This is a genomic window from Roseateles sp. P2_H4 (genome assembly GCF_056403315.1).
The window spans coordinates 51,350-74,343 of the sequence record NZ_JBFUFR010000022.1 but is presented as its reverse complement, the minus strand read 5'-3'; the positions used below and the strand labels follow the sequence as shown (position 1 = coordinate 74,343).

At 69.4% G+C, this 22,994-nt stretch carries 20 protein-coding genes; 12 read left to right on the top strand and 8 right to left on the bottom strand.

Features of this window, described 5'->3' with window-relative positions:
- Positions 1-64 precede the first annotated feature (64 nt).
- The 5 genes from AC1DW3_RS17435 (at position 65) to clsB (ending at position 4,277) form a co-directional block, all read left to right on the top strand.
- Positions 65-733: a response regulator gene (locus tag AC1DW3_RS17435; protein ID WP_477933163.1), complete on the top strand. Its 669-nt coding sequence runs from the start codon at positions 65-67 to the stop codon at positions 731-733.
- Between the two features lie 120 nt (positions 734-853).
- Complete coding sequence (locus AC1DW3_RS17430; protein ID WP_477933161.1) at positions 854-1,654, top strand: CsgG/HfaB family protein; 801 nt, start codon at positions 854-856, stop codon at positions 1,652-1,654.
- A 19-nt stretch (positions 1,655-1,673) separates the two neighbouring features.
- Positions 1,674-2,150 (top strand): dihydroneopterin triphosphate diphosphatase, encoded by a 477-nt coding sequence (nudB, locus tag AC1DW3_RS17425; RefSeq protein ID WP_477933159.1) that lies wholly within the window; start codon positions 1,674-1,676, stop codon positions 2,148-2,150.
- Between the two features lie 76 nt (positions 2,151-2,226).
- A complete protein-coding gene (locus AC1DW3_RS17420) occupies positions 2,227-3,018 on the top strand; it encodes an endonuclease/exonuclease/phosphatase family protein (protein ID WP_477933157.1) in 792 nt (263 codons plus the stop codon).
- Positions 3,015-4,277, top strand: a complete 1,263-nt coding sequence (gene clsB / locus AC1DW3_RS17415) for a cardiolipin synthase ClsB (protein ID WP_477933155.1) — start codon at positions 3,015-3,017, stop codon at positions 4,275-4,277. The genes AC1DW3_RS17420 and clsB overlap by 4 nt, the downstream gene beginning before the upstream one ends.
- A gap of 21 nt (positions 4,278-4,298) precedes the next feature.
- Here the strand turns inward: clsB and AC1DW3_RS17410 are convergent, their stop codons facing one another.
- The 4 genes from AC1DW3_RS17410 to hutU form a co-directional block, all read right to left on the bottom strand.
- Positions 4,299-5,021: a PEP-CTERM sorting domain-containing protein gene (locus tag AC1DW3_RS17410; RefSeq protein ID WP_477933153.1), complete on the bottom strand. Its 723-nt coding sequence runs from the start codon at positions 5,019-5,021 to the stop codon at positions 4,299-4,301.
- A 191-nt stretch (positions 5,022-5,212) separates the two neighbouring features.
- Positions 5,213-6,421, bottom strand: coding sequence for an alpha/beta hydrolase (locus AC1DW3_RS17405; protein ID WP_477933151.1), 1,209 nt, complete (start codon positions 6,419-6,421; stop codon positions 5,213-5,215).
- Positions 6,422-6,462: 41 nt separating this feature from the next.
- Complete coding sequence (gene hutH / locus AC1DW3_RS17400) at positions 6,463-7,968, bottom strand: histidine ammonia-lyase (protein ID WP_477933149.1); 1,506 nt, start codon at positions 7,966-7,968, stop codon at positions 6,463-6,465.
- 8 nt (positions 7,969-7,976) lie between these two features.
- A complete protein-coding gene (gene hutU, locus AC1DW3_RS17395) occupies positions 7,977-9,653 on the bottom strand; it encodes a urocanate hydratase (RefSeq protein WP_477933147.1) in 1,677 nt (558 codons plus the stop codon).
- A 66-nt stretch (positions 9,654-9,719) separates the two neighbouring features.
- Between hutU and hutC the strand changes: the two genes are divergently transcribed.
- The 7 genes from hutC to AC1DW3_RS17360 all read left to right on the top strand — a co-directional run bounded on the left by hutC (position 9,720) and on the right by AC1DW3_RS17360 (position 16,576).
- Positions 9,720-10,439, top strand: coding sequence for a histidine utilization repressor (gene hutC / locus AC1DW3_RS17390; protein ID WP_477933145.1), 720 nt, complete (start codon positions 9,720-9,722; stop codon positions 10,437-10,439).
- A 67-nt stretch (positions 10,440-10,506) separates the two neighbouring features.
- Positions 10,507-11,046 (top strand): HutD/Ves family protein, encoded by a 540-nt coding sequence (locus AC1DW3_RS17385; RefSeq protein ID WP_477933143.1) that lies wholly within the window; start codon positions 10,507-10,509, stop codon positions 11,044-11,046.
- 12 nt (positions 11,047-11,058) lie between these two features.
- Positions 11,059-12,240, top strand: coding sequence for an imidazolonepropionase (hutI, locus tag AC1DW3_RS17380; RefSeq protein WP_477933141.1), 1,182 nt, complete (start codon positions 11,059-11,061; stop codon positions 12,238-12,240).
- A complete protein-coding gene (gene hutG / locus AC1DW3_RS17375) occupies positions 12,237-13,037 on the top strand; it encodes an N-formylglutamate deformylase (RefSeq protein ID WP_477933139.1) in 801 nt (266 codons plus the stop codon). The genes hutI and hutG overlap by 4 nt, the downstream gene beginning before the upstream one ends.
- The gene (hutF, locus tag AC1DW3_RS17370) at positions 13,025-14,410 is read left to right on the top strand and encodes a formimidoylglutamate deiminase (RefSeq protein WP_477933137.1); all 1,386 of its coding nucleotides are present in this window, start codon (positions 13,025-13,027) and stop codon (positions 14,408-14,410) included. The genes hutG and hutF overlap by 13 nt, the downstream gene beginning before the upstream one ends.
- Before the next feature lie 149 nt (positions 14,411-14,559).
- Positions 14,560-16,113: a methyl-accepting chemotaxis protein gene (locus AC1DW3_RS17365; RefSeq protein WP_477933135.1), complete on the top strand. Its 1,554-nt coding sequence runs from the start codon at positions 14,560-14,562 to the stop codon at positions 16,111-16,113.
- A gap of 70 nt (positions 16,114-16,183) precedes the next feature.
- Positions 16,184-16,576, top strand: coding sequence for a cupin domain-containing protein (locus AC1DW3_RS17360; RefSeq protein WP_477933133.1), 393 nt, complete (start codon positions 16,184-16,186; stop codon positions 16,574-16,576).
- 3 nt (positions 16,577-16,579) lie between these two features.
- Here AC1DW3_RS17360 and AC1DW3_RS17355 read toward each other — a convergent pair whose 3' ends face one another.
- From AC1DW3_RS17355 to AC1DW3_RS17340, 4 genes are read right to left on the bottom strand one after another with little or no spacing between them, the layout of a single operon-like run.
- Positions 16,580-19,669 (bottom strand): efflux RND transporter permease subunit, encoded by a 3,090-nt coding sequence (locus tag AC1DW3_RS17355; protein ID WP_477933131.1) that lies wholly within the window; start codon positions 19,667-19,669, stop codon positions 16,580-16,582.
- Positions 19,670-19,681: 12 nt separating this feature from the next.
- Entirely contained in the window at positions 19,682-20,770 is a 1,089-nt protein-coding gene (locus tag AC1DW3_RS17350) for an efflux RND transporter periplasmic adaptor subunit (protein ID WP_477933128.1), read from the bottom strand.
- Positions 20,771-20,775: 5 nt separating this feature from the next.
- Positions 20,776-22,230 (bottom strand): efflux transporter outer membrane subunit, encoded by a 1,455-nt coding sequence (locus AC1DW3_RS17345; protein WP_477933126.1) that lies wholly within the window; start codon positions 22,228-22,230, stop codon positions 20,776-20,778.
- Complete coding sequence (locus tag AC1DW3_RS17340) at positions 22,227-22,865, bottom strand: TetR/AcrR family transcriptional regulator (protein ID WP_477933124.1); 639 nt, start codon at positions 22,863-22,865, stop codon at positions 22,227-22,229. Before AC1DW3_RS17340 ends, AC1DW3_RS17345 begins: the two co-directional genes overlap by 4 nt.
- Positions 22,866-22,994: the final 129 nt, after the last annotated feature.

Below are 22,994 nucleotides of genomic sequence, written 5' to 3'. Positions count from 1 at the left end.
GGCGGGCCGGACTCAGCAGTTTTCGGTAGTGCGCCTCCCCGACCCCGCGCCTAGGATCGCTTCCATGAGCCCACCTCTGCGCATCGCCATCGTCGAGGACGAACCCGTGACCCGGCGCCGCCTTGTCGAGGCCGTGGCCCAGGACCCGTCGCTGCTGCTGGTCGCCGAATTCGACGATGGCCGAACCGCGCTGAAGTGGCTGGAGCACGAGGCGCCCGATGTGCTGCTCTGCGATCTGGGCCTGCCCGACCTGCCGGGGTTGGCGATCATCACCTACTGCGTGCACCGCCACCCCCGCTGCCAGGTGATGGTGATCACGATGTACGAGGATGAGTCCCATGTGCTGCGCAGCCTGAAAGCCGGGGCCAAGGGCTATCTGCTCAAGGACAGCGTCGGCGCCGAGGTGGTGGAGCACATCCATGAACTGGCCCGCGGCGGATCACCGATCACGCCGGTGGTGGCCCGGCTCGTGCTCGGCACCCTGCATGCCCCGGCTCCGGCCAGCGAGGTCGCTGCGGATCCGCTGGCGGTGCATCTGTCGGCGAAGGAACTGACGATGCTGACCCGCATTGCCCAGGGCTTCAGCTATGCGGAGATTGCCGGCCTGGAAGGCATCTCGCGCAACACGGTGGCAACCCACATCCGCAATGTCTACAGCAAGCTGGAAGTGCACTCCAAGAATGAAGCGGTGTTTGAAGCCAGTCGCCTGGGCCTGATCGACACCCGTCTGTGACTGCCGCACCGCGGCCGGGCTTTTTTACGCCCTCGCTCAGGGGGAATGTCCCCCGTCCCTGGGGCATGGCGGCGCGATGGCGAGGGCAGACTCTCGCGTCTGTATCTTGAGGTGACCCGCATGAACGTCGTCCGCTCCATCCTGGCTTCCGCCGTCGTCCTGCTGCTCGCGGGCTGCGGCAAGTCGTCCACCACGTTGGGCGATGGGGGCTCGGTCATCAGCGGCTCGGCCGGCCCCGCCGGTGCCCACAAGGCCAGCCGCGAGCTCGTCAAATGCGACGCGCCCGTCGCCACGCTGGCCCTGGTCGAGAACCCCAACGGCTATGCCTACTCCAGCAGCTACCAGTTGCCGTCCAGCCCCGTGCCGCTGGTGCGCCTGCTGGCCCAGCAGAGCGGCTGCTTTCGCGTCGTCGACCGTGCCGCGGGGCTCAAGGCCACGGTGCGCGAGCAGGAGCTCAAGGAAGCCGGCATCCTGCGCCAGCAGGGCAACACGGTCAGCAAGGGCAAGGGCTACGAGGCCCAGTACAGCCTGACGCCCAGCCTGACCTTCAGCGAGCAGGACGCCGGCCGCCAGATCGGCGGCATCCTGCAGGCCATCCCCTATCTGAACAAGCTCGTCGGCGCGGCCGAGCAGGTCAAGCTCAAGCAGGCCCAGGCGGCCCTGCTGCTGACCGACAACGAGACGACCGAGCAGGTCGCCGCGTCCACCGGCTCGGTCGAGGTGGCAGACCTCGGCGTGGGCGGTGCCGTGCTGGGCAAACTGGGCGGCGCGGCGGGTGCCGGCTGGAGCAATTCCAACGAGGGCAAGGTCATCGCCGCGGCCTTCCTGGACGCCCACAACCAGCTCGTCGCCCAGGTACGCGAGCTGCAGGCCAAGGAGCTGCCGCCCGAGGTGGCCCGACGCAAGCAACAAGGGGGCTAAAGGAATCTATGCTTTGGCCATGCAGTTGGCCAAGCCTTTCAAGATTCCCGAGTCGGTCCTCGTCGTCATCCATACGCCCGATCTGCAGGTGCTGCTGATCGAGCGGGCCGACCATCCGGGCTACTGGCAGAGCGTCACGGGCTCCAAGGATGCCTTGGACGAGCCTGCCGCCGAGACCGCGCGGCGCGAGGTGCTGGAGGAAACCGGCTTCGATATCGGCGCCCTGGGCGGCGAGCTGCGCGACTGGAATCTCGCCAACGTCTACGACATCTATCCGCATTGGCGGCATCGCTACGCCCCCGGCGTCACGCGCAATACCGAACACGTCTTCGGCCTACAACTGCCTGCGGCGTTGACGCCCACGCTCGCCCCGCGCGAGCATCTATCGTGGCTCTGGTTGCCCTGGCATGAGGCCGCGGATCGCTGTTTCTCGCCGTCGAATGCCGAGGCTGTTCTTCAGCTGCCCCGCTTCAGCGCAACAGCCACGACCCTATGAAGCCCCCACGCTCACTCCGTTCTCTGCCCCCCGAGGGGGCGCTCAGCGATTTGGGGTGGCCGGGCGTCGCTGAGTCATGAGATCCGTCGCCCGCCCCACCCCCCACCCGCCCGGCGAAGTGCTGCGCGTGGCCACCTACAACATCCACAAGGGCGTGCGCGGCCTGGGGCCGGCCAAGCGCCTGGAGATCCACAACCTGCAGATGGGTGTGGAAGCCATGGACGCCGACCTCGTCTGCCTGCAGGAGGTGCGCCTCTTCCACCACCGCGAGGCGGCCTATTTCGACCGCACCTGGTTCGGCTGGCCGGAAAAGGGCCAGGCCGAGTTCCTTGCGCCCGAAGGCTATGAGGTCGCCTACCGCACCAATGCGACGACCAAGTTCGGGGAACACGGTAACGCGCTGCTGTCGCGCTGGCCCATGGGCGACATCGGCCACCACGACGTGTCGGATCACTCCCTGGAGCAGCGTGGCCTGCTGCATGTGCCGGTGCATTGGCATGGCACGGTGGTGCACGTCGTCGTGGCGCATTTCGGGTTGATCCATTCCAGCCGCATGCGCCAGGTCGACCGCCTCGCCGCTTTCGTGCGCGACAACGTGCCCGAGGGCGCGCCCTTCCTTGTTGCCGGCGACTACAACGACTGGGGCGAGCGCCTGGACACGCCCATGCGTGCCCACGGCCTGCGTCGCGCGACGGCGCCGCACGGGCGAGCTCGGGCACCCACCTTTCCGTCGCGCCTGCCCGTGTTCGCGCTGGACCGCGTCTACATGCGTGGCTTGCGCTGCACCGGCGTTCAGGTGCCGCGCGGCCCGAGTTGGTCGCGCATGTCAGACCACCTGCCGCTGATCGTGGAGCTGGCGCTCGAATGAGACGCCTGGGAACGAAGCGGCGCCGGCGCCATCAGGCCGCCGACCCCGGCTTCGTCGGCGGCAATCAGGTCGAGCTGCTTCGCGGCGGCGACCAGCTCTTCCCGCGCATGCATGCCGCCATCCGCCATGCGAGCAGCGAAATCTGGCTGGCGACCTATATCTTTCATCACGACGAGACTTCTCTCGCCCTGGCCGATGCGCTGATTGCAGCGGACCGGCGTGGCGTGCGCGTGCGCGTCGTCGTCGATGGCTTCGGCAGCAACGGCAGCATCCGCACGCTGCGCCAGCGCTTTGCGGGTAGCGGCGTGGCCTTGGCCGTGTTCCGGCCCATGGACCGCTGGTGGCGCTGGTTCCAGCCCGGCCAGCTGCGCCGCCTGCACCAGAAGCTCTGTGTCGTCGACGGGGACATCGCCTTCGTCGGTGGCGTCAACGTCATCGACGATCGCTTCGACATCCACCATGGCGTCAGCGAGTTGCCGCGCCTGGACTTCGCCGTGCAGTTGAGCGGAGGCCTGGTGGATCTCGTCGCGCAGAGCGTGCGTTCGATCTGGTCACGCGCCTGGCTGGGGCGGGAGTTCGACGATGCACTGATCGACTACGTGCCGCTGCGCCGCCGTTTCGGCCTTTGGGTGACGCAGCTGTGGCGCGGCCCGCAGCGACTGACCGAGCCGGTGCAGCATCTGCAACCGGTCAGCGCGGCCTTCGTGCTGCGCGACAACCTGCGCCGGCGCCGCACCATCGAGCATGCCTACGCGGATGCCATCAACGCGGCGCGCAGCAGCGTCGACGTGATCTGCCCCTATTTCTATCCGGGCCAACGCATCCGTCATGCGCTGCGCCGCGCCGCTGACCGCGGCGTGCGGGTGCGCCTGTTGCTGCAGGGCAAGCTGGACTACCGCATCGCGGGCTGGGCCGCCGAAGCGCTGTACGCCGACCTGCTGGGCCATGGCGTCGAGATCTACGAGTACATGCCGGCCTTCCTGCATGCCAAGGTCGCCGTCGTCGACGGGCAGTGGGCCACGGTCGGCAGCTCCAACATCGACCCGCTGTCCCTGCTCGTCAACCTGGAGGCCAACGTCGTCGTGCAGGACGCTGGCTTCGCAGCTCAGCTGGCGAGCGAGATCGAGACGTCCATCGCCGTGTCCAGCCGCGTCGGCGAGCATGGCGGCACGGGCCTGCGCGCCATGCTGCACCGCGCCGTCGTGGCGTGGTTCGCCTATGTGTTCCTGCGCGTGGCAGGCGCGGCGGGGCGCTACTGACGCAGCGCCCCGGGCCGGCGCTCAGGCGCGGCGCGAGCGGCGCAGCGCCGCCAGGCCGAACAGGGCTCCGCCCACCAGGGCGAGCGATGCCGGTTCGGGGACCACATTGGCCTGCACGCTGACGTTGTCCACGCCGACGTTGAAGAAGCCCTGGTTGTCGACTTCCGCAAAGCGCAGCACGAAGCTGCCGCCGGCTGCCACGGCGCTGGTGATGTCGAAGGAGTAGGCCAGGAAGGCGTGCGGGTCGTTGCCGGCATCGACCATGGGCGCAACCAGCGACATGACGATATCGCTGGCCGAGACGCTGAAGAGGTTGGCGGTGGTCTTGATGATGTCGACGCGGGCGTGCTGGTTGGCCGTGCCGGCGTAGTTCAGGCTGCCGTTGTTGATCGGGCCGGCGGCGGAGTCGTTCGCGAACATGCTGAAGGACACTTTCACCGAAGAGGCGCCGGCGCCGACGGCGAAGGTTTGGTAGAGCATGTGGCTGCCCGGGCCGCCTTGGTCGGTGACGGCGTAGTTGCCGGAGCCGCCCGTGCCGTTGGTGGCGAAGCCGGATTGCGGCGTGGTGGTGCCGACGGCGTCGATGTACCAGTTGCCGTTGCCGTTGGCCTGGTTGAGCACCGTCCAACCGGTGAAGCCGGCGCTGAAGTCGCCGTTGCTGAGCAGTTCCACCGGTGCTGCCGATGCGGCGGCGCTGAGGGCTAGCGTGGCGGCCAAGGCGACCGTGCGAATGAATGCGGACATGGAGGGCTCCCTTTTGTTGGCGTCATGAGGACGCCGGCCTCGGGAAGCACAAAACGGGCCACATGTCCCTTTTCATGGGGACAAGACCTGGCTCGGGAGACACTTCTTGTTTCTTTTGTAAAGAATTTCGACAGACCGTGCCGAGCTGGAGGCGTAGGGAAATCAGGTGGTGCGGCGGCACCAACGCCGCGTCATGGTGAAGCGGTCTTTGCGTCGGCGCGGTACAGGAAGTCCAGCATGGCCGGCACGCGGCGCGCCCAGCTCGCCTCGTCGTGGCGGCCCTGGGCGTCCTCGATGAAGCGCAGAGTGCCATCGCTCCAGCCGCGCCGGCGCAGCAGCTCGTTCAGCTCACGCGCGAATTGCACCGCCTGGTCGCCTTCCTGCGCGCCCATGTCCAGCCACAGCCGCGGGCGTGGCGTGGGCGTCGTGGCGGCTGCGTCGCGCAGGATGAAGCGGTCGTCCCACCAGACCGAGGGCGACACCACCAGGGCCGCGCCGAAGGTCTCAGGCCGGTGCAGGGCCAGCCACATCGACACCAACCCGCCCAGGGACGACCCGCCCACGGCCGTGTCCGCCGAGCCGCGCCGCGTGCGGAAGCGCGCGTCGATCGCGGGCTTCAGCTCTTCCACGAGGAAGCGCGCATAGGCCGGCGCGCCGCCACCGCGCCGTTCCAATGCCGTCTGGCCCGGCGGTACGGCTGAAACGACCGTGGGCGTGTAGTCGTCCCAGCGGGTGGCATCCACGCTGGACACCGCCACGACGATGAAGGGCCGCAGGCGGCCCGACGCCACGCCGCGTTGCGCCGCTTCGTCGACCTGCCATTCGGCCCCGGCGGCCTGGGCGTCGAAGACATTCTGGCCATCGTGCAGATAGAGCACCGGATAACGGGTTTCGGGATGCTCCGCGTAGCCCGGCGGCAGCCAGACCTGCACCTCGCGCGGTTTGACGTGGCTGGAAGGGATGAGGCCCAGCCGCTCTATCGTGCCCACGCGCGACAGGGGCACGTCGCCGGCTGGCGCGCCGAACGCACGCGCCACCGTGATCTCGCCACCCTTGAGCAGCACGGTGTGGTTGCGCCCCGGCTCCCAGCCATCGCTGCCGTCCTGGCCGGCGCCGCGCTCGATGCGGAACTTGTAGGCCAGCGGCTGGCCGCCTACCGCGTCGTCGGGCAGCGTCAGCTGCAGCCGGTAGCGGCCCGGCGCGGCGCCGGCCGCGGCCGGCAGGGACCGGTCCCAGCTCAACGGCGCGGCGTTGCCGCGCAGGCCAAGGCGGTCGCGTGCGGGGTCGAAGCGGCCGGCCGCGATCTCGGCGGTCAGGTCGATGTCAAAGCGGATGCTCGTGTCCGCCAGCAAGGGCGTGGCGAACAGGCCGAGCAGCAGGGAGGCGAGGAACAGGCGCATGCCGCCACGATAGCCGCGGCGGCATGGCCTGCCAAAAGCCATCAGGCCACGAAGCGTGGCGCGTGGGGCGACACCAGCACACCAGCCTGCACCAGGGCCGCCGCGCGCTCGATGTCGGGCGCCAGGTAATGGTCGGCCGGGCTGCTGGCGCAGTCGGCGCGCAGCCGCGTGTGCAGGGCCTCCACCGGCGCCGAGCTCTGCAGCGGGCGCAGGAAGTCGATGCCCTGGGCCGCGGCCAGCATCTCGATGGCGACGATGTGGCTGGTGTTGTCGATCATGGCGTGCAGGCGCCGCGCGGCGAAGGTGGCCATGGAGACATGGTCCTCCTGGTTGGCGCTGGTCGGCAGGCTGTCGACGCTGGCCGGGTGGGCCAGGCTCTTGTTCTCGCTGGCCAGGGCCGCCGCCGTCACGTGGGCGATCATGAAGCCGCTGTGCAGGCCGGCGTCGGCCGTCAGGAAGGGCGGCAGGCGCGAGATGGCCGGGTCGATCAGCATGGCGATGCGGCGCTCGGCGATGGCGCCCACCTCGGCGATGGCCAGGGCCAGGTTGTCGGCCGCGAAGGCCACCGGTTCGGCGTGGAAGTTGCCGCCCGAGACCATCACGTCATCGAACACCAGCGGGTTGTCCGTCACGGCATTGGCCTCGCGTACCAGCACGGCGGCCGTGTGGCGGGCCTGGTCCAGGCAGGCGCCCATGACCTGGGGCTGGCAGCGCAGGCAGTACGGGTCCTGCACGCGCTCGTCGCCTTCACGGTGCGACTGGCGGATGGCGCTGCCCGCAAGCAGCTCGCGATAGACGCCGGCGACCTCGATCTGGCCGGGCTGGCCGCGCACCTCGTGGATGCGGGCGTCGAAGGGGCCATCGCTGCCGCGGGCTGCGTCCAGCGTCATCGCGCCGCTGGCCAGGGCCGTCGCGAACAGGCCCTCGAAGCGCAGCAGGGCATGCAGGGCCAGGGCCGTGCTGGCCTGGGTGCCGTTGATGAGGGCCAGGCCTTCCTTGGCGGCCAGCGTCAGGGGTTGCAGCTCCAGGCGGGCCAGTTCGTCGCGCGCCGGAATGCGCTGACCAGCCACCAGGGCTTCGCCTTCGCCCATCAGGGCCAGCGTCATGTGGGCCAGGGGCGCCAGGTCGCCGCTGGCGCCCACCGAGCCCTGGCAGGGCACATAGGGAATGAAGCCGGCGTTGAAGGCGTCCAGCAGCGACTGCACCACCTCGCGGCGCACGCCTGAGAAGCCGCGCGCCAGGCTGCCGGCCTTGGTGGCCAGCATCAGCCGCATGACTTCGGGCGACATGGGTGCACCGACGCCGACCGCATGGCTGCGGATCAGGTTGAGCTGCAGTTGGGCGAGCTGGTCTTTGGCAATGCGGGTGCTGGCCAGCTTGCCGAAGCCGGTATTGACGCCATAGACCGGCGCATCGCCGGCAGCGGCGGCGGCGACGAGGGCGGCGCTCTTGTCGACGGCCGACCAGTCTTCGAGCTGCAGCGCAGCGCGGCCGGCGGCGATGTCGGCGAGTTGAGGCAGCGTCAGTTGTCCGGGGATGAGTTTCATAGAAAACTTCACAGGGAAGGCAGGTTCAGTTCGTTCTTCTTGGCGCATTCGACGGCGGTGTCGTAGCCCGCATCGGCATGGCGCATGACGCCGGTGGCGGGGTCGTTCCACAGCACGCGCGAGATGCGCTTGGCCGCGGCGTCCGTGCCATCGCAGACGATGACGACGCCCGAGTGCTGGGAATAGCCCATGCCGACGCCGCCGCCGTGGTGCAGCGACACCCAGGTCGCACCGCCGGCGGTGTTCAGCAAGGCGTTCAGCAGCGGCCAGTCGGACACGGCGTCCGAGCCGTCCTTCATGCCCTCGGTCTCGCGATTCGGGCTGGCGACGGAGCCGCTGTCCAGGTGGTCGCGGCCGATGACGATGGGCGCCTTCAGCTCGCCGTTTTTCACCATCTCGTTGAAGGCCAGGCCAGCGATGTGGCGCTCGCCCAGGCCCAGCCAGCAGATGCGTGCCGGCAGGCCCTGGAAGGCGATGCGCTCGGCGGCCATGTCCAGCCAGCGGTGCAGGGCGGCGTGTTGGGGGAAGAGCTCCTTCAGCTTCGCATCCGTCTTGCGGATGTCCTCGGGGTCGCCCGACAGTGCCACCCAGCGGAAGGGGCCTTTGCCCTCGCAGAACAGCGGCCGCACATAGGCGGGCACGAAGCCGGGGAAGTCGAAGGCATTGGCCACGCCCTGGTCCTTGGCGACCTGGCGGATGTTGTTGCCATAGTCCACCGTCGGGATGCCCAGTTGCTGGAAGGCCAGCATGCCCTTCACATGGTCGGCACAGCTTTTGGCGGCAGCCGCCTTCAATTCGGCGTGCTGGGCCGGGTCGGCGGCCGCCGCCTTCCACTGCTCGACAGTCCAGCCGGCCGGCAGATAGCCGTGGATGAGGTCGTGGGCCGAGGTCTGGTCGGTGACGAGGTCGGGCTTGATGGCCGTGCCCTGCTTGCAGCGCTCGGCGAGTTGCGGGATCAGCCGCGCGGCATTGCCCAGCAGCGCGATGGACTTGGCCTCGCCCGCGGCCGTGTACTTGGCGATGCGGTCCAGCGCGTCGTCCAGGTCGAAGGCCTGCTCATCCACATAGCGGGTCTTGAGGCGGAAGTCGATGCGCGACTGCTGGCATTCGATGTTCAGCGAGCAGAAGCCCGCGAAGGTGGCGGCCAGCGGCTGGGCGCCGCCCATGCCGCCCAGGCCGGCGGTCAGCACCCAGCGGCCCTTGGCCACGCCGCCGTAGTGCTGGCGTGCGGCTTCGGCAAAGGTTTCATACGTGCCCTGCACGATGCCCTGGCTGCCGATGTAGATCCAGCTGCCAGCCGTCATCTGGCCGTACATCATCAGGCCCTTGCGATCCAGCTCGTGGAAGTGCTCCCAGTTGGCCCAGGCCGGCACCAGATTGGAGTTGGCCAGCAGCACGCGCGGCGCATCCGGGTGGGTGCGGAACACGCCCACCGGCTTGCCCGACTGGATCAGCAGGGTCTCGTCGTCGTTCAGCTCGCGCAGCGATTGGCAGATGGCGTCGAAGGCTTCCCAGTTGCGCGCCGCCTTGCCGATGCCGCCATAGACCACCAGGGCGTCCGGGTTCTCGGCCACGGCGGGGTCGAGGTTGTTCTGCAGCATGCGGTAGGCCGCTTCGGTCAGCCAGCTCTTGCAGCTGAGCTGGGTGCCGGTGGGGGCTTTGACAGGGCGGGGCAGGGCGGGCATGGGGTACTCCTGAAAGTGCGGCGAACTCTAGTTGTATATACAAGTCAAGTCAACTAGGATGGCGCCATGTCCAGAAGCCCGGCCAGCCCCGAACCCCAGTACCTCAAGGTCAAGAACCATCTGCGTGAAGGCATCGCCAGCAGCCACTGGGTGGCCGGCGATCTGCTGCCCAGCGAAGGTGCCCTTGTCGCGCAGTTCGAAGTCAGCCGCATGACGGTGAACCGGGCCCTGCGCGAGCTGGTGCAGGAAGGGCTGATCGAGCGGGTCCAGGGTGTGGGCAGCTTCGTGGCCCAGCTGCACCGCATCTCGTCGACGCTGAACGTGCGTGATGTGCATGAGGAGATCGTCGAGCGCGGTGGCACGCATGAGGCACGCGTCCACGCGCTGGTGAAGGGCAAGGCCACGCCGCAGCAGGCCGTCGAGTTGGGCCTCAAGCGCGGCGCGCCGCTGTTCCTCAGCCTCATCGTGCATCTGGAGAACGGGGTCGCCATCCAATGCGAGGAGCGCGCCGTCAACCCGGCCAGCGCGCCCGACTATCTGGCGCAGGATTTCACGCGCATCACGCCGACCCACTACCTGCTCGACGTGGCGCCGCTGTCCGAGGCGCGCTACATGATCGAGGCAGCCCTGCCCGGCGAGGTCGAGGCCAAGCTGCTCGGCATCAACCGCCGCGACCCCTGCCTGGTCGTCAAGCGCATCACTTACAGCCGCGGCGTGGCCGTAACCAGCGTGAAACTGACGCACCCCGGGGTACGTTACCAATTGCAAGGGAGCTTCGCGGCATGAGCCGCGCCGTACAGAGCTGCGGAAAATGCGCGGTTGCCTGTACAGCCAAGAGCGCAAGGACAAGAACATGAGTTGGAGCAAGGTCAGCGCGGCCGACGTCGAGCCGCAGGCCTGGAAGAACGAGGGCGGCACGACGCGCGAGCTGCTCGCCTGGCCGCATGCCCATGACTGGGCGGTGCGCATCAGCGTCGCGCGCGTCGAGCGTGACGGGCCGTTCTCGGCCTTCCCCGGCGTGCACCGCTGGCTCGCCGTCATCCGCGGCGCGGGCCTGCGGCTGTTCGACTGGCCGCAGAGCGTCGGCGACGAGCCGCTGCGCTTCGACGGTGGCCTGGCCCCCGAGGCCGAGCTCATCAAGGGCGCGACGGACGTCTTCAACGTGATGGAGAGGCGCGGCAACCTGGAGGTCGAGTCGGCCCACCATGTGCTGCTGCCCAAGACGCCCTGGGTGGGCCTGTTCACCGTCAACGGCGGCCTGCTCGAGCACGGTCACCGCGCCATGCCGATGGCGCCGCTGACGCTGGCCTGGTGCGAGGACCCGGTGGGGCAGAGCTGCGTCTTCACCGGCGAGGGCAATGCCTGGTGGTTGACCTGGGGCGATGAGGAATGAAGGAATGACGGCATGAAGCTCTGGCGCGGCGGCCGCCTCGCGACATTGGCGGGCGACAGCGGCTGGGGCCTGATCGACGACGGCGCGCTGCTCGTCGGCGACGACGGCCTGCTGCACTGGGTCGGGCCCAGCGCCGAGGCGCCACGCGCCGATGACGTCGTCGAGCTGCACGGCGCCCTTGTCACGCCGGGCCTCGTCGACTGTCACACCCATCTCGTCTACGGCGGCAGCCGCGCCCACGAGTTCGAGCAGCGCCTGCACGGCGCGAGCTATGCCGACATCGCCAAGGCCGGCGGCGGCATCAAGTCGACGGTGGCTGCGACGCGCATCGCGACGGAAGCCGAGCTTCTCTCTTCGGCCGCCAAGCGGGCGCGGGCTCTCATCAGCGAAGGCGTGACGACGGTGGAGGTCAAGTCCGGCTACGGCCTGGACGCCGCCACCGAGGCCCGCATGCTGCGCGTCGCGCGCCAGCTCGGCTGCTTGGGTGTCGACGTGCGCACGACTTATCTCGCCGCCCATGCCCTGCCACCCGAGTTCGCCGACGCCGACGACTACATCGCGGCCGTGTGCACTTGGCTGGTGGACCTGCACGCGCAAGGCTTGGTCGACGCTGTCGACGCCTTCTGCGAGCACATCGCCTTCAGCCCGGCCCAGGTGGGCCGCGTGTTCGACGCTGCCAGGCGCCTGGGCCTGCCCGTCAAGCTGCATGCCGAGCAGCTCAGCGACCAGGGCGGCGCCGAGCTCGCCGCGTCCTACCGGGCGCTGAGCTGCGACCACCTCGAATACCTGAGCCCGGCCGGCATCGCCGCCATGGCGAAGTCCGGCACCGTCGCCGTGCTGCTGCCCGGCGCCTTCTATGCACTGCGCGAGACCCAGCTGCCACCGATTGCCGCGCTGCGCGAAGCCGGCGTGCCCATCGCCATCGCGACCGACCACAACCCGGGCAGCTCGCCGACGCTGTCGCCGCTGCTGATGCTGAACATGGCCTGCGTGCTGTTCCGGCTGACACCCGAGGAAGCCCTGCGCGGCCTGACCGTCAACGGCGCCCGCGCGCTGGGGCTGAGCGACCGTGGCCAGCTCGTCGCCGGCCAGCGGGCCGACTTCTGTGTCTGGGATAGCGCTCATCCGCGCGAGCTGGCAGCATGCTTCGGACATAACCCCTTGCTAAAGCGGGTATATCAGGGAGGGTCATGAGCGTTTTTCGACTTCAGCAGGGCCGCGTGCCGCTGCTGATCAGCCTGCCCCATGTCGGCACGGCCATTCCGCCGGAGCTGGCCGAGCGCCTGGTGCCGCGCGCCCTGGCCAGCGAGGACACCGACTGGCATCTGGAGCAGCTCTACCGGCCGCTGGCGGACAAGCTCGGCGCCAGCCTCATAGTTCCGCGCTACAGCCGCTACGTCATCGACCTGAACCGCCCGCCGGACGACCAGCCGCTCTACCCGGGCGCCAAGGGTGGCACCGGCTTGGTGCCCACCCGCTTCTTCAGCGATGACCCGCTGTACCGCGACGGTGCCGAGCCCGACGCCACCGAGATCGCTGCGCGCCGTGAGGCCTATTGGCAGCCTTATCACCAGGCATTGGCGGCCGAGCTCGAACGCCTGCGCGCGGCCCACGGCCATGCCTTGCTCTTCGACGGTCACAGCATCCGCTCCGAGCTGCCCTGGCTGTTCGAGGGCGAGCTGCCGGCGCTGAACCTCGGCACCGCCGATGGGGCCTCCTGCGCGCCAGCTATCACCGAGCGCCTGGGTGCGCTGCTGGCCGGCCAGACGCAGTTCAGCCAGGTCGTCAACGGCCGCTTCAAGGGCGGCTACATCACCCGCCACTATGGCCAGCCCGGCCGCGGCGTGCATGCCGTGCAGCTGGAGATGTGCCAGCGCTGCTATATGGACGAAACCTGCGACCCGGCCGGCGCCTACGACGACGCACTGGCCATCCAGGCGGTGCCGCTGATCGAGAAGATGTTGAAAGAGATGCTCGCATGGCAGCCCTGAAAAGACTGCACGCCCCCCTGGCCTGGGTCGATGGCCGTTGGCAGCGCGACGTGCTGCTGACCGTCGACGCCAGCGGCCATTGGTCCGAGATCACCGTCAACCTGCCCGCACCGGCCGATGCCGAGGTGCTGGCCGGTCCCCTGATCCCCAGCCTCGTCAACGCCCATAGCCACGCCTTCCAGCGCGCCTTTGTCGGCCTGGCCGAGCGCCGCGAAGCGGGCCAGGACGACTTCTGGAGCTGGCGCGACCGCATGTATGCGCTGGCCCTGCGCATCTCGCCCCAGCAGCTGCGCGCGGTGGCCTGCCAGCTCTATGCCGAGATGCTGCGCGGCGGCTACACCCAGGTCTGCGAGTTCCACTACCTGCACCATCCCGCTGAAGGCCAGCATTTCGACGACGAACTCGACATGGCCTGGGCCCTGGCTTCGGCCGCCGAGGAAGTCGGCATCGGCCTGACGCTGCTGCCCGTCGTCTACACGCGCAGCGGTTTTGGCACCGAGGGCTTGAGGCCCGACCAGCACCGCTTTGCCGCCGACGCCGACTGGGCCTGGCGCGCCAGCCAGCGCGTGCTGGCCGCCGGCTTGCCGCGCGTGAACGCCGGCGTGGCCCTGCATTCGCTGCGTGGTGCGTCGCCGCGTGACATCGCCCGCCTGCAGGAGCTCGTCGGCGCGGCCGATCTGCCCATCCACATCCATGTGGCCGAACAGACGGGCGAGGTGGTCGACTGCCTGAAGGCCACGGGCAAGCGCCCCATCCAGTGGCTGGCCGACGAGGGTCATCTGGACCCGCGCTGGCAGCTCGTCCACGCCACCCACACCGAGCCCGCCGAGATCGAAGCCGTGGCCCGCAGCGGCGCCGGCGTCGTCATCTGCCCCAGCACCGAGGCCAACCTCGGCGACGGCCTGGCCGATCTGCCGCGCTGGCTGGCCCAGGGCGTGCCGCTGACGGTGGGCTCGGACAGCCAGGTCACGCGCGGCTGGGTGGAGGAAGTTCGCTGGCTGGAATACGGCCAGCGCCTGTCCTTGCGCCAGCGCAATGTCGCGTCCGCCCCGGGCAGCCAGCCCTCCAGTGCGGCCAGGCTGTTCGACGCCGCCGTGCACGGCGGCGCCCGTGCCGCCGGCTTCGCCGCCTGGGGCCTCACGCCCGGCGCCCGTGCTGACGCGCTGGTGCTGAACCGCGAGGCCGACGCCCTGCGCGGCCTGCCCGACGAAGCCCTGCTGGATGCTGTCGTCTTCGGCAGCAATGGCTCGCCCTGGCAGTCGGTTTGGGTGGCCGGCCGGGCCAGGCCCTGGCGCGCGCCCACCCGGGTGGGGGATGCCTTCGAGGCCGCCATGCGTGAGCTGTGGTCGCCTGACGCCACCCCAGGGGCTTAAGCCCTTGGCGGCAGCCTGACAAAGGACTAGTCTCGCGCCACGACCTCTAATAAATCACGCCGCTGTGATCATTCCTGGGTCTGCGGGCTGCGGCTGCGAGGGACGACGGTGCCGCCCGGTGCGGCTTGCGTTCGTGATGAGGAGTGGCGATGAAGCTCAGCAATTTCACGATCAAGGCGCGGCTCTACGCGCTGGCGGGTCTCGCCATCGCGGCGATGCTGGTGATCGGGCTGCACGGGCTCTGGAGCCTGTCGCTGGCCAAGGCCAAGTTTGTTCACTACCTCGACAATGACGTCGAGTCCCTGACCCAACTGGCCCATATACGCGCTGGTGTCGGCAACCTGCGGCGCTACGAGAAGGACTTGCTCATCAACCTGGCCGACGCCAAGGCCGTCGAGCGCTACCGCAAGGAATGGGGCGAAACCTATGAGAAGGTTTCCAAAAGCTTGAACACGGTCGCCAAGCTGGACATCGCGCCCGACGTCAAGCAGATGCCGGCCGAGCTCATCAAGCTGCTGCAGGACTACCGCGGCGGCTTCAACGGCATCGCCGACCGCCTGGCCAAGGGCGAATTCAGCGACACCGCGGCGGCCAATCAGGCGATGGAACCGATCAAAGGCACGGTGCGGTCGATGGACAAGTCGCTTGCCGAGATGACCGAGAAGGTCGACAAGCATTCGGCCGAAGAGGTTGCTGTGCTCGACCAGCAGGAGAAGGCCATCCGCATGGACCTGACGCTGGTCATCATCGGTGGCGTTCTGGTCATCGGCACCTACACGGTGTTCAACATCCGCTCCATCCTGGAGCCCCTGGCGCGCGCCGTCCTCAGTGCCCAGCGCATTGCCGGTCGCGATCTGAGTCAGCCCGTGCAGGCCGAGGGTCGCGACGAGACCGCCGCGCTGATGCGTGGCGTGCAGGGCATGCAGGACTCGCTGGCCGAGGTGGTCACCGGCGTGCGCAGCAGCACCGACAGCATCGCCACCGCCTCACGCGAGGTGGCCATCGGCAGCCAGGATCTCAGCAACCGGACGGAGCAGGCCGCGTCCAACCTGCAGGAGACGGCCTCGGCGATGGAGGAGTTGACGGCCAGCGTGACGCACAACGCCGAATCCGCGCGCCAGGCCAACAAGCTGGCCACGGACGCCGCCGAGGTGGCACGCCGCGGCGGCGCGGTGGTGGACGAGGTGGTGCAGACCATGGGCCGCATCAGTGCGTCGTCAACCAAGATTGGCGACATCATTTCCGTCATCGACGGCATCGCCTTTCAGACCAATATCCTGGCGCTGAATGCCGCGGTGGAGGCCGCGCGAGCAGGCGAACAGGGCCGTGGCTTTGCCGTTGTTGCCGGCGAGGTGCGCACCTTGGCCCAGCGCTCGGCCGAGGCCGCCAAGGAGATCAAGGGCTTGATCCTCAGCAGCGGCGAGAGCGTGGACAGCGGCACCGCGCTGGTGGCCCGCGCGGGTCAGACCATGCACGAGATCATTGACGCCATCGCGCGGGTCAGCTCCATCGTGTCCGAGATCAGCCATGCCACCGGCGAGCAGAGCACCGGCATTGGCCAGATCGGCCAGGCCATCGCCAACCTCGACCAGATGACGCAGCAGAACGCCGCACTGGTGGAGGAATCGGCCGCCGCCGCGGCCAGCCTGCAGCAGCAGGCCGACGAACTCTCGCAGTCGGTGGCCGTGTTCAGGCTGAGTTGAAGCGGGGCTGCGCTATGGTGTGCCCGGCTTGCGCAGAGCAGGCCTGGCCCATTCCCTAGCAAGCACCCGCATGATCGTTCGCAAAGCCGCAGTTCCCGTCGATTCCCGTTCCAGCCCCGGCTGGGGCACCGTTGACACCGCCCGTCTCGGAGATGCCGGCGGCATCACGCAGTTCGGCGTGTCCCTGCAGGTCTTGCAGCCAGGCGCCAAGTCGTCGATCCGCCACTGGCACCATCACGTCGACGAGTACCTCTTCGTCGTCAGTGGCGAGGTGACGGTGACGGAAGACGATGGCGCCCACACGCTGCAGCCCGGCGACTCCGCATGCTGGCCCGCCGGCGTGCGCAACGGCCACACGGTCTCCAACCGTTCGGTGAACCCTTGCTCCTACCTCATCGTCGGCACGCGCGGCCTCGACGAGGCCGGCGAGTACGTCGAGGACGCTGACGTTCCGCCGGGCTGAGGCTCAGGTAGGCGCCACCTCCGCAGCAGGCGCCTTGCCGCGCTTGCGGCTGAAGCGCTGGATGAAGTCGTCCACCACCTCGTAGAGCACCGGAATCACCAAGAGGCTCAAGAAGGTCGAGGTGATCAGCCCGCCGATGACGACGATGGCCATCGGCGCGCGGAAGCTCGGATCGGTGCCGAAGCCCAGGGCAATCGGCATCATGCCGGCACCCATGGCCAGCGTCGTCATGACGATGGGCCGGGCGCGCTTGTGGCAGGCGTCCAGCAGCGCCTCCAGACGCGTCAGCCCCTGCTCGCGCTGGGCGACGATGGCGTACTCCACCAGCAGGATGGAGTTCTTGGTCGCGATGCCCATCAGCATGATCATGCCGATCATGGCCGGCATGGACAGGTCGGTGCCGGTCACGAACAGCGCCAGGATGGCGCCCGGGATGGACAGCACCAGGGCGCCCAGGATGGTCACCGGCTGCACCCAGGCGTGGAAGAGCAGCACCAGCACGATGTAGATGCAGGCCACGCCCGTGCCCATCGCCAGCGCAAAGCCCTGGCCCAGTTCGGCAAAGGCCTCGGCGTCGCCGATCTCGGCCTTGCTGACGCCGGGTGGCAAGTTGGCGATGCTGGGCAGGGCCGCGGCAGCGGCCTGCACCTCGCTGAGCGGCATGCCGTTCAGTTCGATCTCGAAGTTGACATTGCGCAGGCGATCGAAGCGGTCGATCTGGGCCGGGCCGCTGGTCAGCGTCAGCTCGGCGACCTGCTGCAGCGGCACCGGGCCATGCGTGCCCGGCACGGTCAGCTGGCTGAGCAGGGCCAGGTCGGCGCGGGCCGCGTCGGGCAGGCGCACGACGATGGGCACCTGGCGCTGGCTCAGGTTGAGCTTGGGCAGCAGCTGGTCGTAGTCACCCGCCGTGGCGATGCGCAGCGTGTCGGCTATTGCGGCCGTCGACACGCCCAGGTCCGCGGCACGTGCCGCGTCGGGGCGCACGATCAGCTCGGGGCGTTGCAGGCTGGAGCTGCTCGTCACCTGGCCGATGCCGGGCAGGGCGCGCAGCTCCTTCTCGACCTTGGCGGCATGGGCGGCCAGCGCCTCGCCGTCCTCGCCCGCCAGCACGAGCTGGTATTTGTCGTTGGAGCCGCCGAAGGTCACCTTGATGCGGGCGCCGGCGATGTTCTCCAGCTTCTCGCGCAGCTCGCGCTCGATCTGCTGCTTGCTGATGCCGCGGCGCTCATTGCGTGCCGTCAGGTTCAGCGTCAGCGTGGCCTTGCGGGCCTCGGCCGCGCCGCTCATCGCGAAGGGGTCGCCACCGGCGCTGCCGCCGCCCACGGCCGTGTAGACCAGCTTGACCTGCTTGTGCGCAGCGGCGGCGGCGCGCGCCTGTTCGGCGATGGCCGCCGTCTGCTCATAGGTGCTGCCGGGCGGCAGCTCGATGCTGATCTGCGTCTGGCTGAGGTCGTCCGGCGGGATGAAGGCGCCGGGGATGGCGCCCATGAACAGCGGCGTGCAGGCGGCCACGCCGAAGACCGCGGCGATGGCCAGGGTCTTGCCCTTGTGCGTGAAGGCCCAGCGTGCCCAGCCCAGATAGGTCGCCATCCAGAACGGTTCCTTGTGCTGCTTCTTGGGTGCCTTCAGGATGTAGGCGGCCATCATCGGCGTCAGCATGCGGGCGACGACGAGGGAGAAGAACACGGCGATGGAGGCCGTCCAGCCGAACTGCACGAAGAACTTGCCGACCACGCCGCTCATGAAGGCGGTGGGCAGGAAGACGGCGATCAGCGTGAAGGTGGTCGCGATGACGGCCAGGCCGATCTCGTCAGCCGCCTCGCGGGCGGCTTCCAGCGGCGTCTTGCCCATGGTCAGGTGGCGCATGATGTTCTCGATCTCGACGATGGCGTCGTCCACCAGCACGCCGATGACGAGGGATAGCGACAGCAGCGTCACGACGTTCAGCGTGAAGCCCATCCAGTACATGATGAGGAAGGCCGGAATCGCCGACAGCGGCAGGGCCACGGCGCTGACGAAGGTGGCACGCCAGTCGCGCAGGAACAGGAAGACCACCAGCACGGCCAGCGCCGCGCCTTCCAGCAGCAGCTTCATGCTGCCGTCGTAGTTCTCGATGACGGGGTCGACGAAGTTGAAGGCCTCGGTGACGGTGATGTCGGGGTGGGCGGCCTTCAGTTCTTCCAGCGCGGCGCGGATGCGCTCGGCCACGTCGACCTCACCGGCCCCCTTGGCGCGCACGATCTCGAAGCCGACGACGGACTTGCCGTTCAGGAAGGCGCCGGCGCGTTTCTCGCCCAGGGTGTCGGTCACGGCAGCGACCTGGTCCAGCCGCACATGGCGACCGTCCGGCAGCGGGATGCTCAGCGCGGCCAGCTCGGCGGCCGTCTGCACGGTGGCGATGGTGCGCAGCGACTGCTCGGAGCCGCCCAGCGTCGCACGGCCGCCGGGAGCCTCCTGCTGCACCTGCTTCAACTGGCGCGACACATCGGCGGCGCTGACGCGCAGGGCCAGCAGGCGGCTGGGGTCGATCTCCACGCGCAGCTCGCGGCTGACGCCACCGACGCGGGCCACCGAGCCCACGCCACGCACCGACAGCATGCGCTTGGTCACCTGGTTGTCGACGAACCAGGACAGGGCCTCGTCGTCCATGCGGTTGCTCGAGACCGTGTAGGTCAGGATGGGCATGCCCGACAGATTTATCTTGGTGATGACCGGGTCGCGCAAATCGGCCGGCAGGTCGGCGCGCACCTTGGCGACGGCGTCGCGGGTGTCGTCCAGGGCTTCCTGCAGCGGCTTCTCGAGGCGGTACTCGACGGTGACGGTGGCGATGCCGTCCTGCACCTTGGTGTAGATGTGCTTGACGCCTTGGGCCGTGGCGACCGAGTTCTCGATCTTGCGGGCGACCTCGGTTTCCATCTGCGCGGGTGCTGCGCCGGGCAGCGAGGCGCTGACGACGATGGTGGGCAGTTCGATGTCGGGGAACTGCTGGATCTTCATCTGCTTGAAGCCGTAGAGCCCGGCCGCCGTCAGCATGATGAAGAACATGATGGCCGGCACCGGGTTGGCGATGGACCAGCGGGAGACGTTGAACATGGTGGCGCCTCCTTACTGCGCCACGCGAACCGTGTCACCGTCTGCGAGGAAGCCCACGCCCGACTCGACGACGGCAGCTCCTGCGGCGAGACCTGACTTGACCTCGACGCGGTTGCCCTCGCGGCGGCCGAGCTGCACCTTCTGCTCGCGCACCTTGCTGCCGTCGAGGCGGAAGACATAGCTGAAGCCATCGCGCAGCAGCACCGCCGTCTGCGGCAGCGTCAGTCCCTGGCTCTCGCCGAGCACGAAGTCGCCGCGGGCGAACAGGCCGGCACGCAAAGCCTCGCCGGCCTTCAGGTCCACATAGACCAGGCCGTTGCGCGTCTGCGGGTCGATCTGCGGCGCGACGCGGCGGACGCGGCCTTCCACGGCCTGAGCGCCGCTGGGCTGCACACGCACCGTCTGGCCGACCTTGAGCTGGGCCAGCTCGGCGCCGGGCACCTCGGCGCGCCATTCCAGGCGGCCCTGGCGTTGCAGGCGGAACAGTTCCTGGCCCGGCTGCACCAGCGCGCCGGGCGTGGCGATGCGGGCGTTGATGACACCGTCGTCGGGCGCCGTGATCTGCGTGTACGACAGGCGCAACTGGTCGGCCTGCACGCGCGCCCTGGCCGCAGCCACGCGGGCCTGCGCGGCCGCGTCGGCTGCCAGGGCCTGGTCGATGGCCTGGGGCGACAGCGCCTCGCTGCCCTGCAGCGTCTTCACGCGCTCGGCGGTCTGATGCGCCTCACGCCCCGAGGCCTCGGCCTCCAGCAGCGCGGCCTTGCTGGCGGCGAGATCCGTCTCCAGCGTGCCGGGGCTCAAGCGGGCCAGCAACTGGCCCTTCTTGACGCGGTCGCCCACGTCGACCAGCAGCGCAGCCAGGCGCTGGCCGCCGATCTCGGCGCCGATGACGACCTCCTGCCAGGCGGCGATGGAGCCGGTACCGGCGAGGGTTTGAGGCCAGGTGCCGGCCTGGGCGACGACGCGCTTGACGGTCAGCGCCGCCTTGGGCGCCGCGCTGGCGGCGTCGGCGGCGAAGGCGGGGCTGGACAGGGCAGCGACAAAGGCCGCCGCAAGGGCGACGGTGAGTGCGGTGGTCAGGAAAGGAATGCGGATCTTCATGGCGTTCAGCGCGCGGAGGCGGTGTTCGTGTTCGTCGTGGGGGCGTCGGCGGTCCAGCCGCCACCCAGGCTGCGGTAAAGGCGGATCCAGGCCAGCGCGTGCTCGGCGCGCACGCTGAGCACGGCGTCGTAGGCGACCAGCGCGTTGCGGAAGGTGGTGTTGCGCTGCACGCCGCTCTGCAGGCCGGCCTGGGCCTGGGAGAAGGAACGCAGGGCGATGCCCTCCCATTCACGCTTGACGGCATCGATCTCGCGCTCGCGCTCGGCACCGGCGGCGACGCGTTGCAGGCTTTCTTCCACCTCGGCGACCGCCGTCTGCCACCGCGCCTGCAAGGCCGCGGCGGCTTCGTCGGCGGCGGCCTGCGCGCCCTCGGCACGGGCCTTGCGCTGGCCCCCGTCGAACAAGGGCAGGCTCAACGATGGGCCGACGGCCCACATCGAAGCGCTGCTGCTGGCACCGCCGACGCGCAGCCGCGACTCGCCGGCCAGGGCGCCGAGGCTGAGCTGCGGCCAGCGCTGGGCCTCGACGCTGCGCTGCTGCTGGGTGGCGGCCAGCCAGCGCTGGTGGGCGGCGGCGACGTCGGGGCGCTGGGCCAGCAACTGGGCGGGCAGGGCGCTGACGTCAAAGCCCGGCGCCTTGGGCTGGCTGCGGCGCAGCTCGAACTTTTCGTCGGCGATGGCCGGCGGCGCCAGCTCCATGGCCAGGGCCTGGGCCTGCTCGCCGCACAGCAGGGCCAGGCTCTGCAGCGCGATCTGGGCCTCGGCCCGCCACTGGCTGCGAGCGGCGGAGGCCGCGGCGCGTTCGGTGTTCAGGATGGCCGCGTCGCTGGCGCTCATCAGGCCGGCCTTCTGCTGCTCGCGCGCCCAGCCGGCAATCTGTTCGGCAAACCGGGTGTCCAGCGCCGTGGATTCCTCGTGGCCCTGGGCCAGGCGCAGTTGCACATAGGCCTGGGCCACGTCCGCGGCCAGGCTGACGCGTGCGGCATGCCAGTCCGACGTCGCGGCCTGGGCCTGCAGGTTCTCCGCGGCAGCGGCGGCGCGCTGGCCGCCGAAGAGGTCGATCTCCCAGCTCGCGTTGAACTGGGCGCTGCCCTGGCTGCTGATGCCGGGGACGGCGTTGAGGTTGCGACCGCGCTGGACCTGGGCATTGGCCGTCAGCTGGGGCAGCAGGGCGGCACGGGCCTGGGTGGCGCTGGCCTCGGCCTGGCGGCGGCGGGCGGCGGCCTCGGCCAGCGTCGGGCTGCCGCTCTCGGCGCGCTCGATGAGACGGGCCAGCAGCGGGTCGTCGAAGGCGCGCCACCAATTGTTGAGGGCCGCCGTGCTGCCGTCGTGCGGCAGCGGCGAGCGCCAGGCGGCGGGAATGGCCGTCGCGGCCGGCGCGGCGGCCGGCGGCGTCGTCATGCAGGCGGTCAGCAGGGCCAGCAGGGGCGCGGCGAAGAGAAGACGTCTTGAAAATCTCATGGGGCGGTGTGTTTGTCGCGCTCGTAGGCGACGAGGGCGCAGCCCCAGTCGGCGAGGCGGTGGCAGGTGCGTTCGAGCTGGGGGTCGTCGGCCAGCAGTTCAGGGTGGAAGGCGTCCAGCATCGGCCGCGTCATCGAGTAGTCGTGGGCCATCGCCTGCAGCCCCATGGCGAGCTGGTGGATGGCGGCGGTGGGCTCATCCAGCCCGGCGTGGCGGCCCAGCAGGCGGGCGAAGCGGTCGAAGATGGGGCCGACTTCCTGGGCCACCGTCTCCATGAAGATGGGGCTCGGAGCCTGCATCTCGCGGAAGAACATCTGGGCGCTGCAGGCGCCATCGTCGAACAGGAAGGGGCGCAGGAAGCGGCAGATGGATTCGTGCAGGCTCAGGTCGGAGTCGTCGAAACCGGTGAGTTGCTGCTGCAGTTCCTGCACCGGCAGGCGCAGCACCTCGCGGTAGAGGCCGTCCTTGTCGCCGAAGTGGTAGTGGATGGCGCCCGGGTTGACGCCGGCGGCGGCGCAGATCTCCCGCGTCGTCACGGCGTCGAAGCCACGCTCGCCGAACAGGCGCATGGCCTCCTGCAACAGACGCTCGCGCGGCGGCATGGGGGCGGTCGAGGAAGGCTTTTCAGCACGCATGGGGGCGGACTGTAAAGCCAATCAAGCGCTTGCTTGGTCGCGTTTTGTATCGTTTTTTATCGGCTGGCGACTGACGGGACGGCGCGCAAGGCATCAGATGGGCTCTGCCGGCAGGGGGTGCTTCCGGCA

Bases quoted from the DNA above. Each gene is read 5' to 3' on its own strand.
- AC1DW3_RS17340 (WP_477933124.1), bottom strand. From the start codon at position 22,865: ATGCGTGCTGAAAAGCCTTCCTCGACCGCCCCCATGCCGCCGCGCGAG.
- hutI (WP_477933141.1), top strand. From the start codon at position 11,059: ATGAAGCTCTGGCGCGGCGGCCGCCTCGCGACATTGGCGGGCGACAGC.
- hutU (WP_477933147.1), bottom strand. From the start codon at position 9,653: ATGCCCGCCCTGCCCCGCCCTGTCAAAGCCCCCACCGGCACCCAGCTC.
- hutC (WP_477933145.1), top strand. From the start codon at position 9,720: ATGTCCAGAAGCCCGGCCAGCCCCGAACCCCAGTACCTCAAGGTCAAG.
- AC1DW3_RS17410 (WP_477933153.1), bottom strand. From the start codon at position 5,021: ATGTCCGCATTCATTCGCACGGTCGCCTTGGCCGCCACGCTAGCCCTC.
- hutF (WP_477933137.1), top strand. From the start codon at position 13,025: ATGGCAGCCCTGAAAAGACTGCACGCCCCCCTGGCCTGGGTCGATGGC.
- AC1DW3_RS17405 (WP_477933151.1), bottom strand. From the start codon at position 6,421: ATGCGCCTGTTCCTCGCCTCCCTGCTGCTCGGCCTGTTCGCCACGCCC.
- nudB (WP_477933159.1), top strand. From the start codon at position 1,674: ATGCAGTTGGCCAAGCCTTTCAAGATTCCCGAGTCGGTCCTCGTCGTC.
- hutH (WP_477933149.1), bottom strand. From the start codon at position 7,968: ATGAAACTCATCCCCGGACAACTGACGCTGCCTCAACTCGCCGACATC.
- AC1DW3_RS17385 (WP_477933143.1), top strand. From the start codon at position 10,507: ATGAGTTGGAGCAAGGTCAGCGCGGCCGACGTCGAGCCGCAGGCCTGG.
- clsB (WP_477933155.1), top strand. From the start codon at position 3,015: ATGAGACGCCTGGGAACGAAGCGGCGCCGGCGCCATCAGGCCGCCGAC.
- AC1DW3_RS17345 (WP_477933126.1), bottom strand. From the start codon at position 22,230: ATGAGATTTTCAAGACGTCTTCTCTTCGCCGCGCCCCTGCTGGCCCTG.
- AC1DW3_RS17420 (WP_477933157.1), top strand. From the start codon at position 2,227: ATGAGATCCGTCGCCCGCCCCACCCCCCACCCGCCCGGCGAAGTGCTG.
- AC1DW3_RS17350 (WP_477933128.1), bottom strand. From the start codon at position 20,770: ATGAAGATCCGCATTCCTTTCCTGACCACCGCACTCACCGTCGCCCTT.
- AC1DW3_RS17360 (WP_477933133.1), top strand. From the start codon at position 16,184: ATGATCGTTCGCAAAGCCGCAGTTCCCGTCGATTCCCGTTCCAGCCCC.
- AC1DW3_RS17435 (WP_477933163.1), top strand. From the start codon at position 65: ATGAGCCCACCTCTGCGCATCGCCATCGTCGAGGACGAACCCGTGACC.
- AC1DW3_RS17365 (WP_477933135.1), top strand. From the start codon at position 14,560: ATGAAGCTCAGCAATTTCACGATCAAGGCGCGGCTCTACGCGCTGGCG.
- AC1DW3_RS17430 (WP_477933161.1), top strand. From the start codon at position 854: ATGAACGTCGTCCGCTCCATCCTGGCTTCCGCCGTCGTCCTGCTGCTC.
- hutG (WP_477933139.1), top strand. From the start codon at position 12,237: ATGAGCGTTTTTCGACTTCAGCAGGGCCGCGTGCCGCTGCTGATCAGC.
- AC1DW3_RS17355 (WP_477933131.1), bottom strand. From the start codon at position 19,669: ATGTTCAACGTCTCCCGCTGGTCCATCGCCAACCCGGTGCCGGCCATC.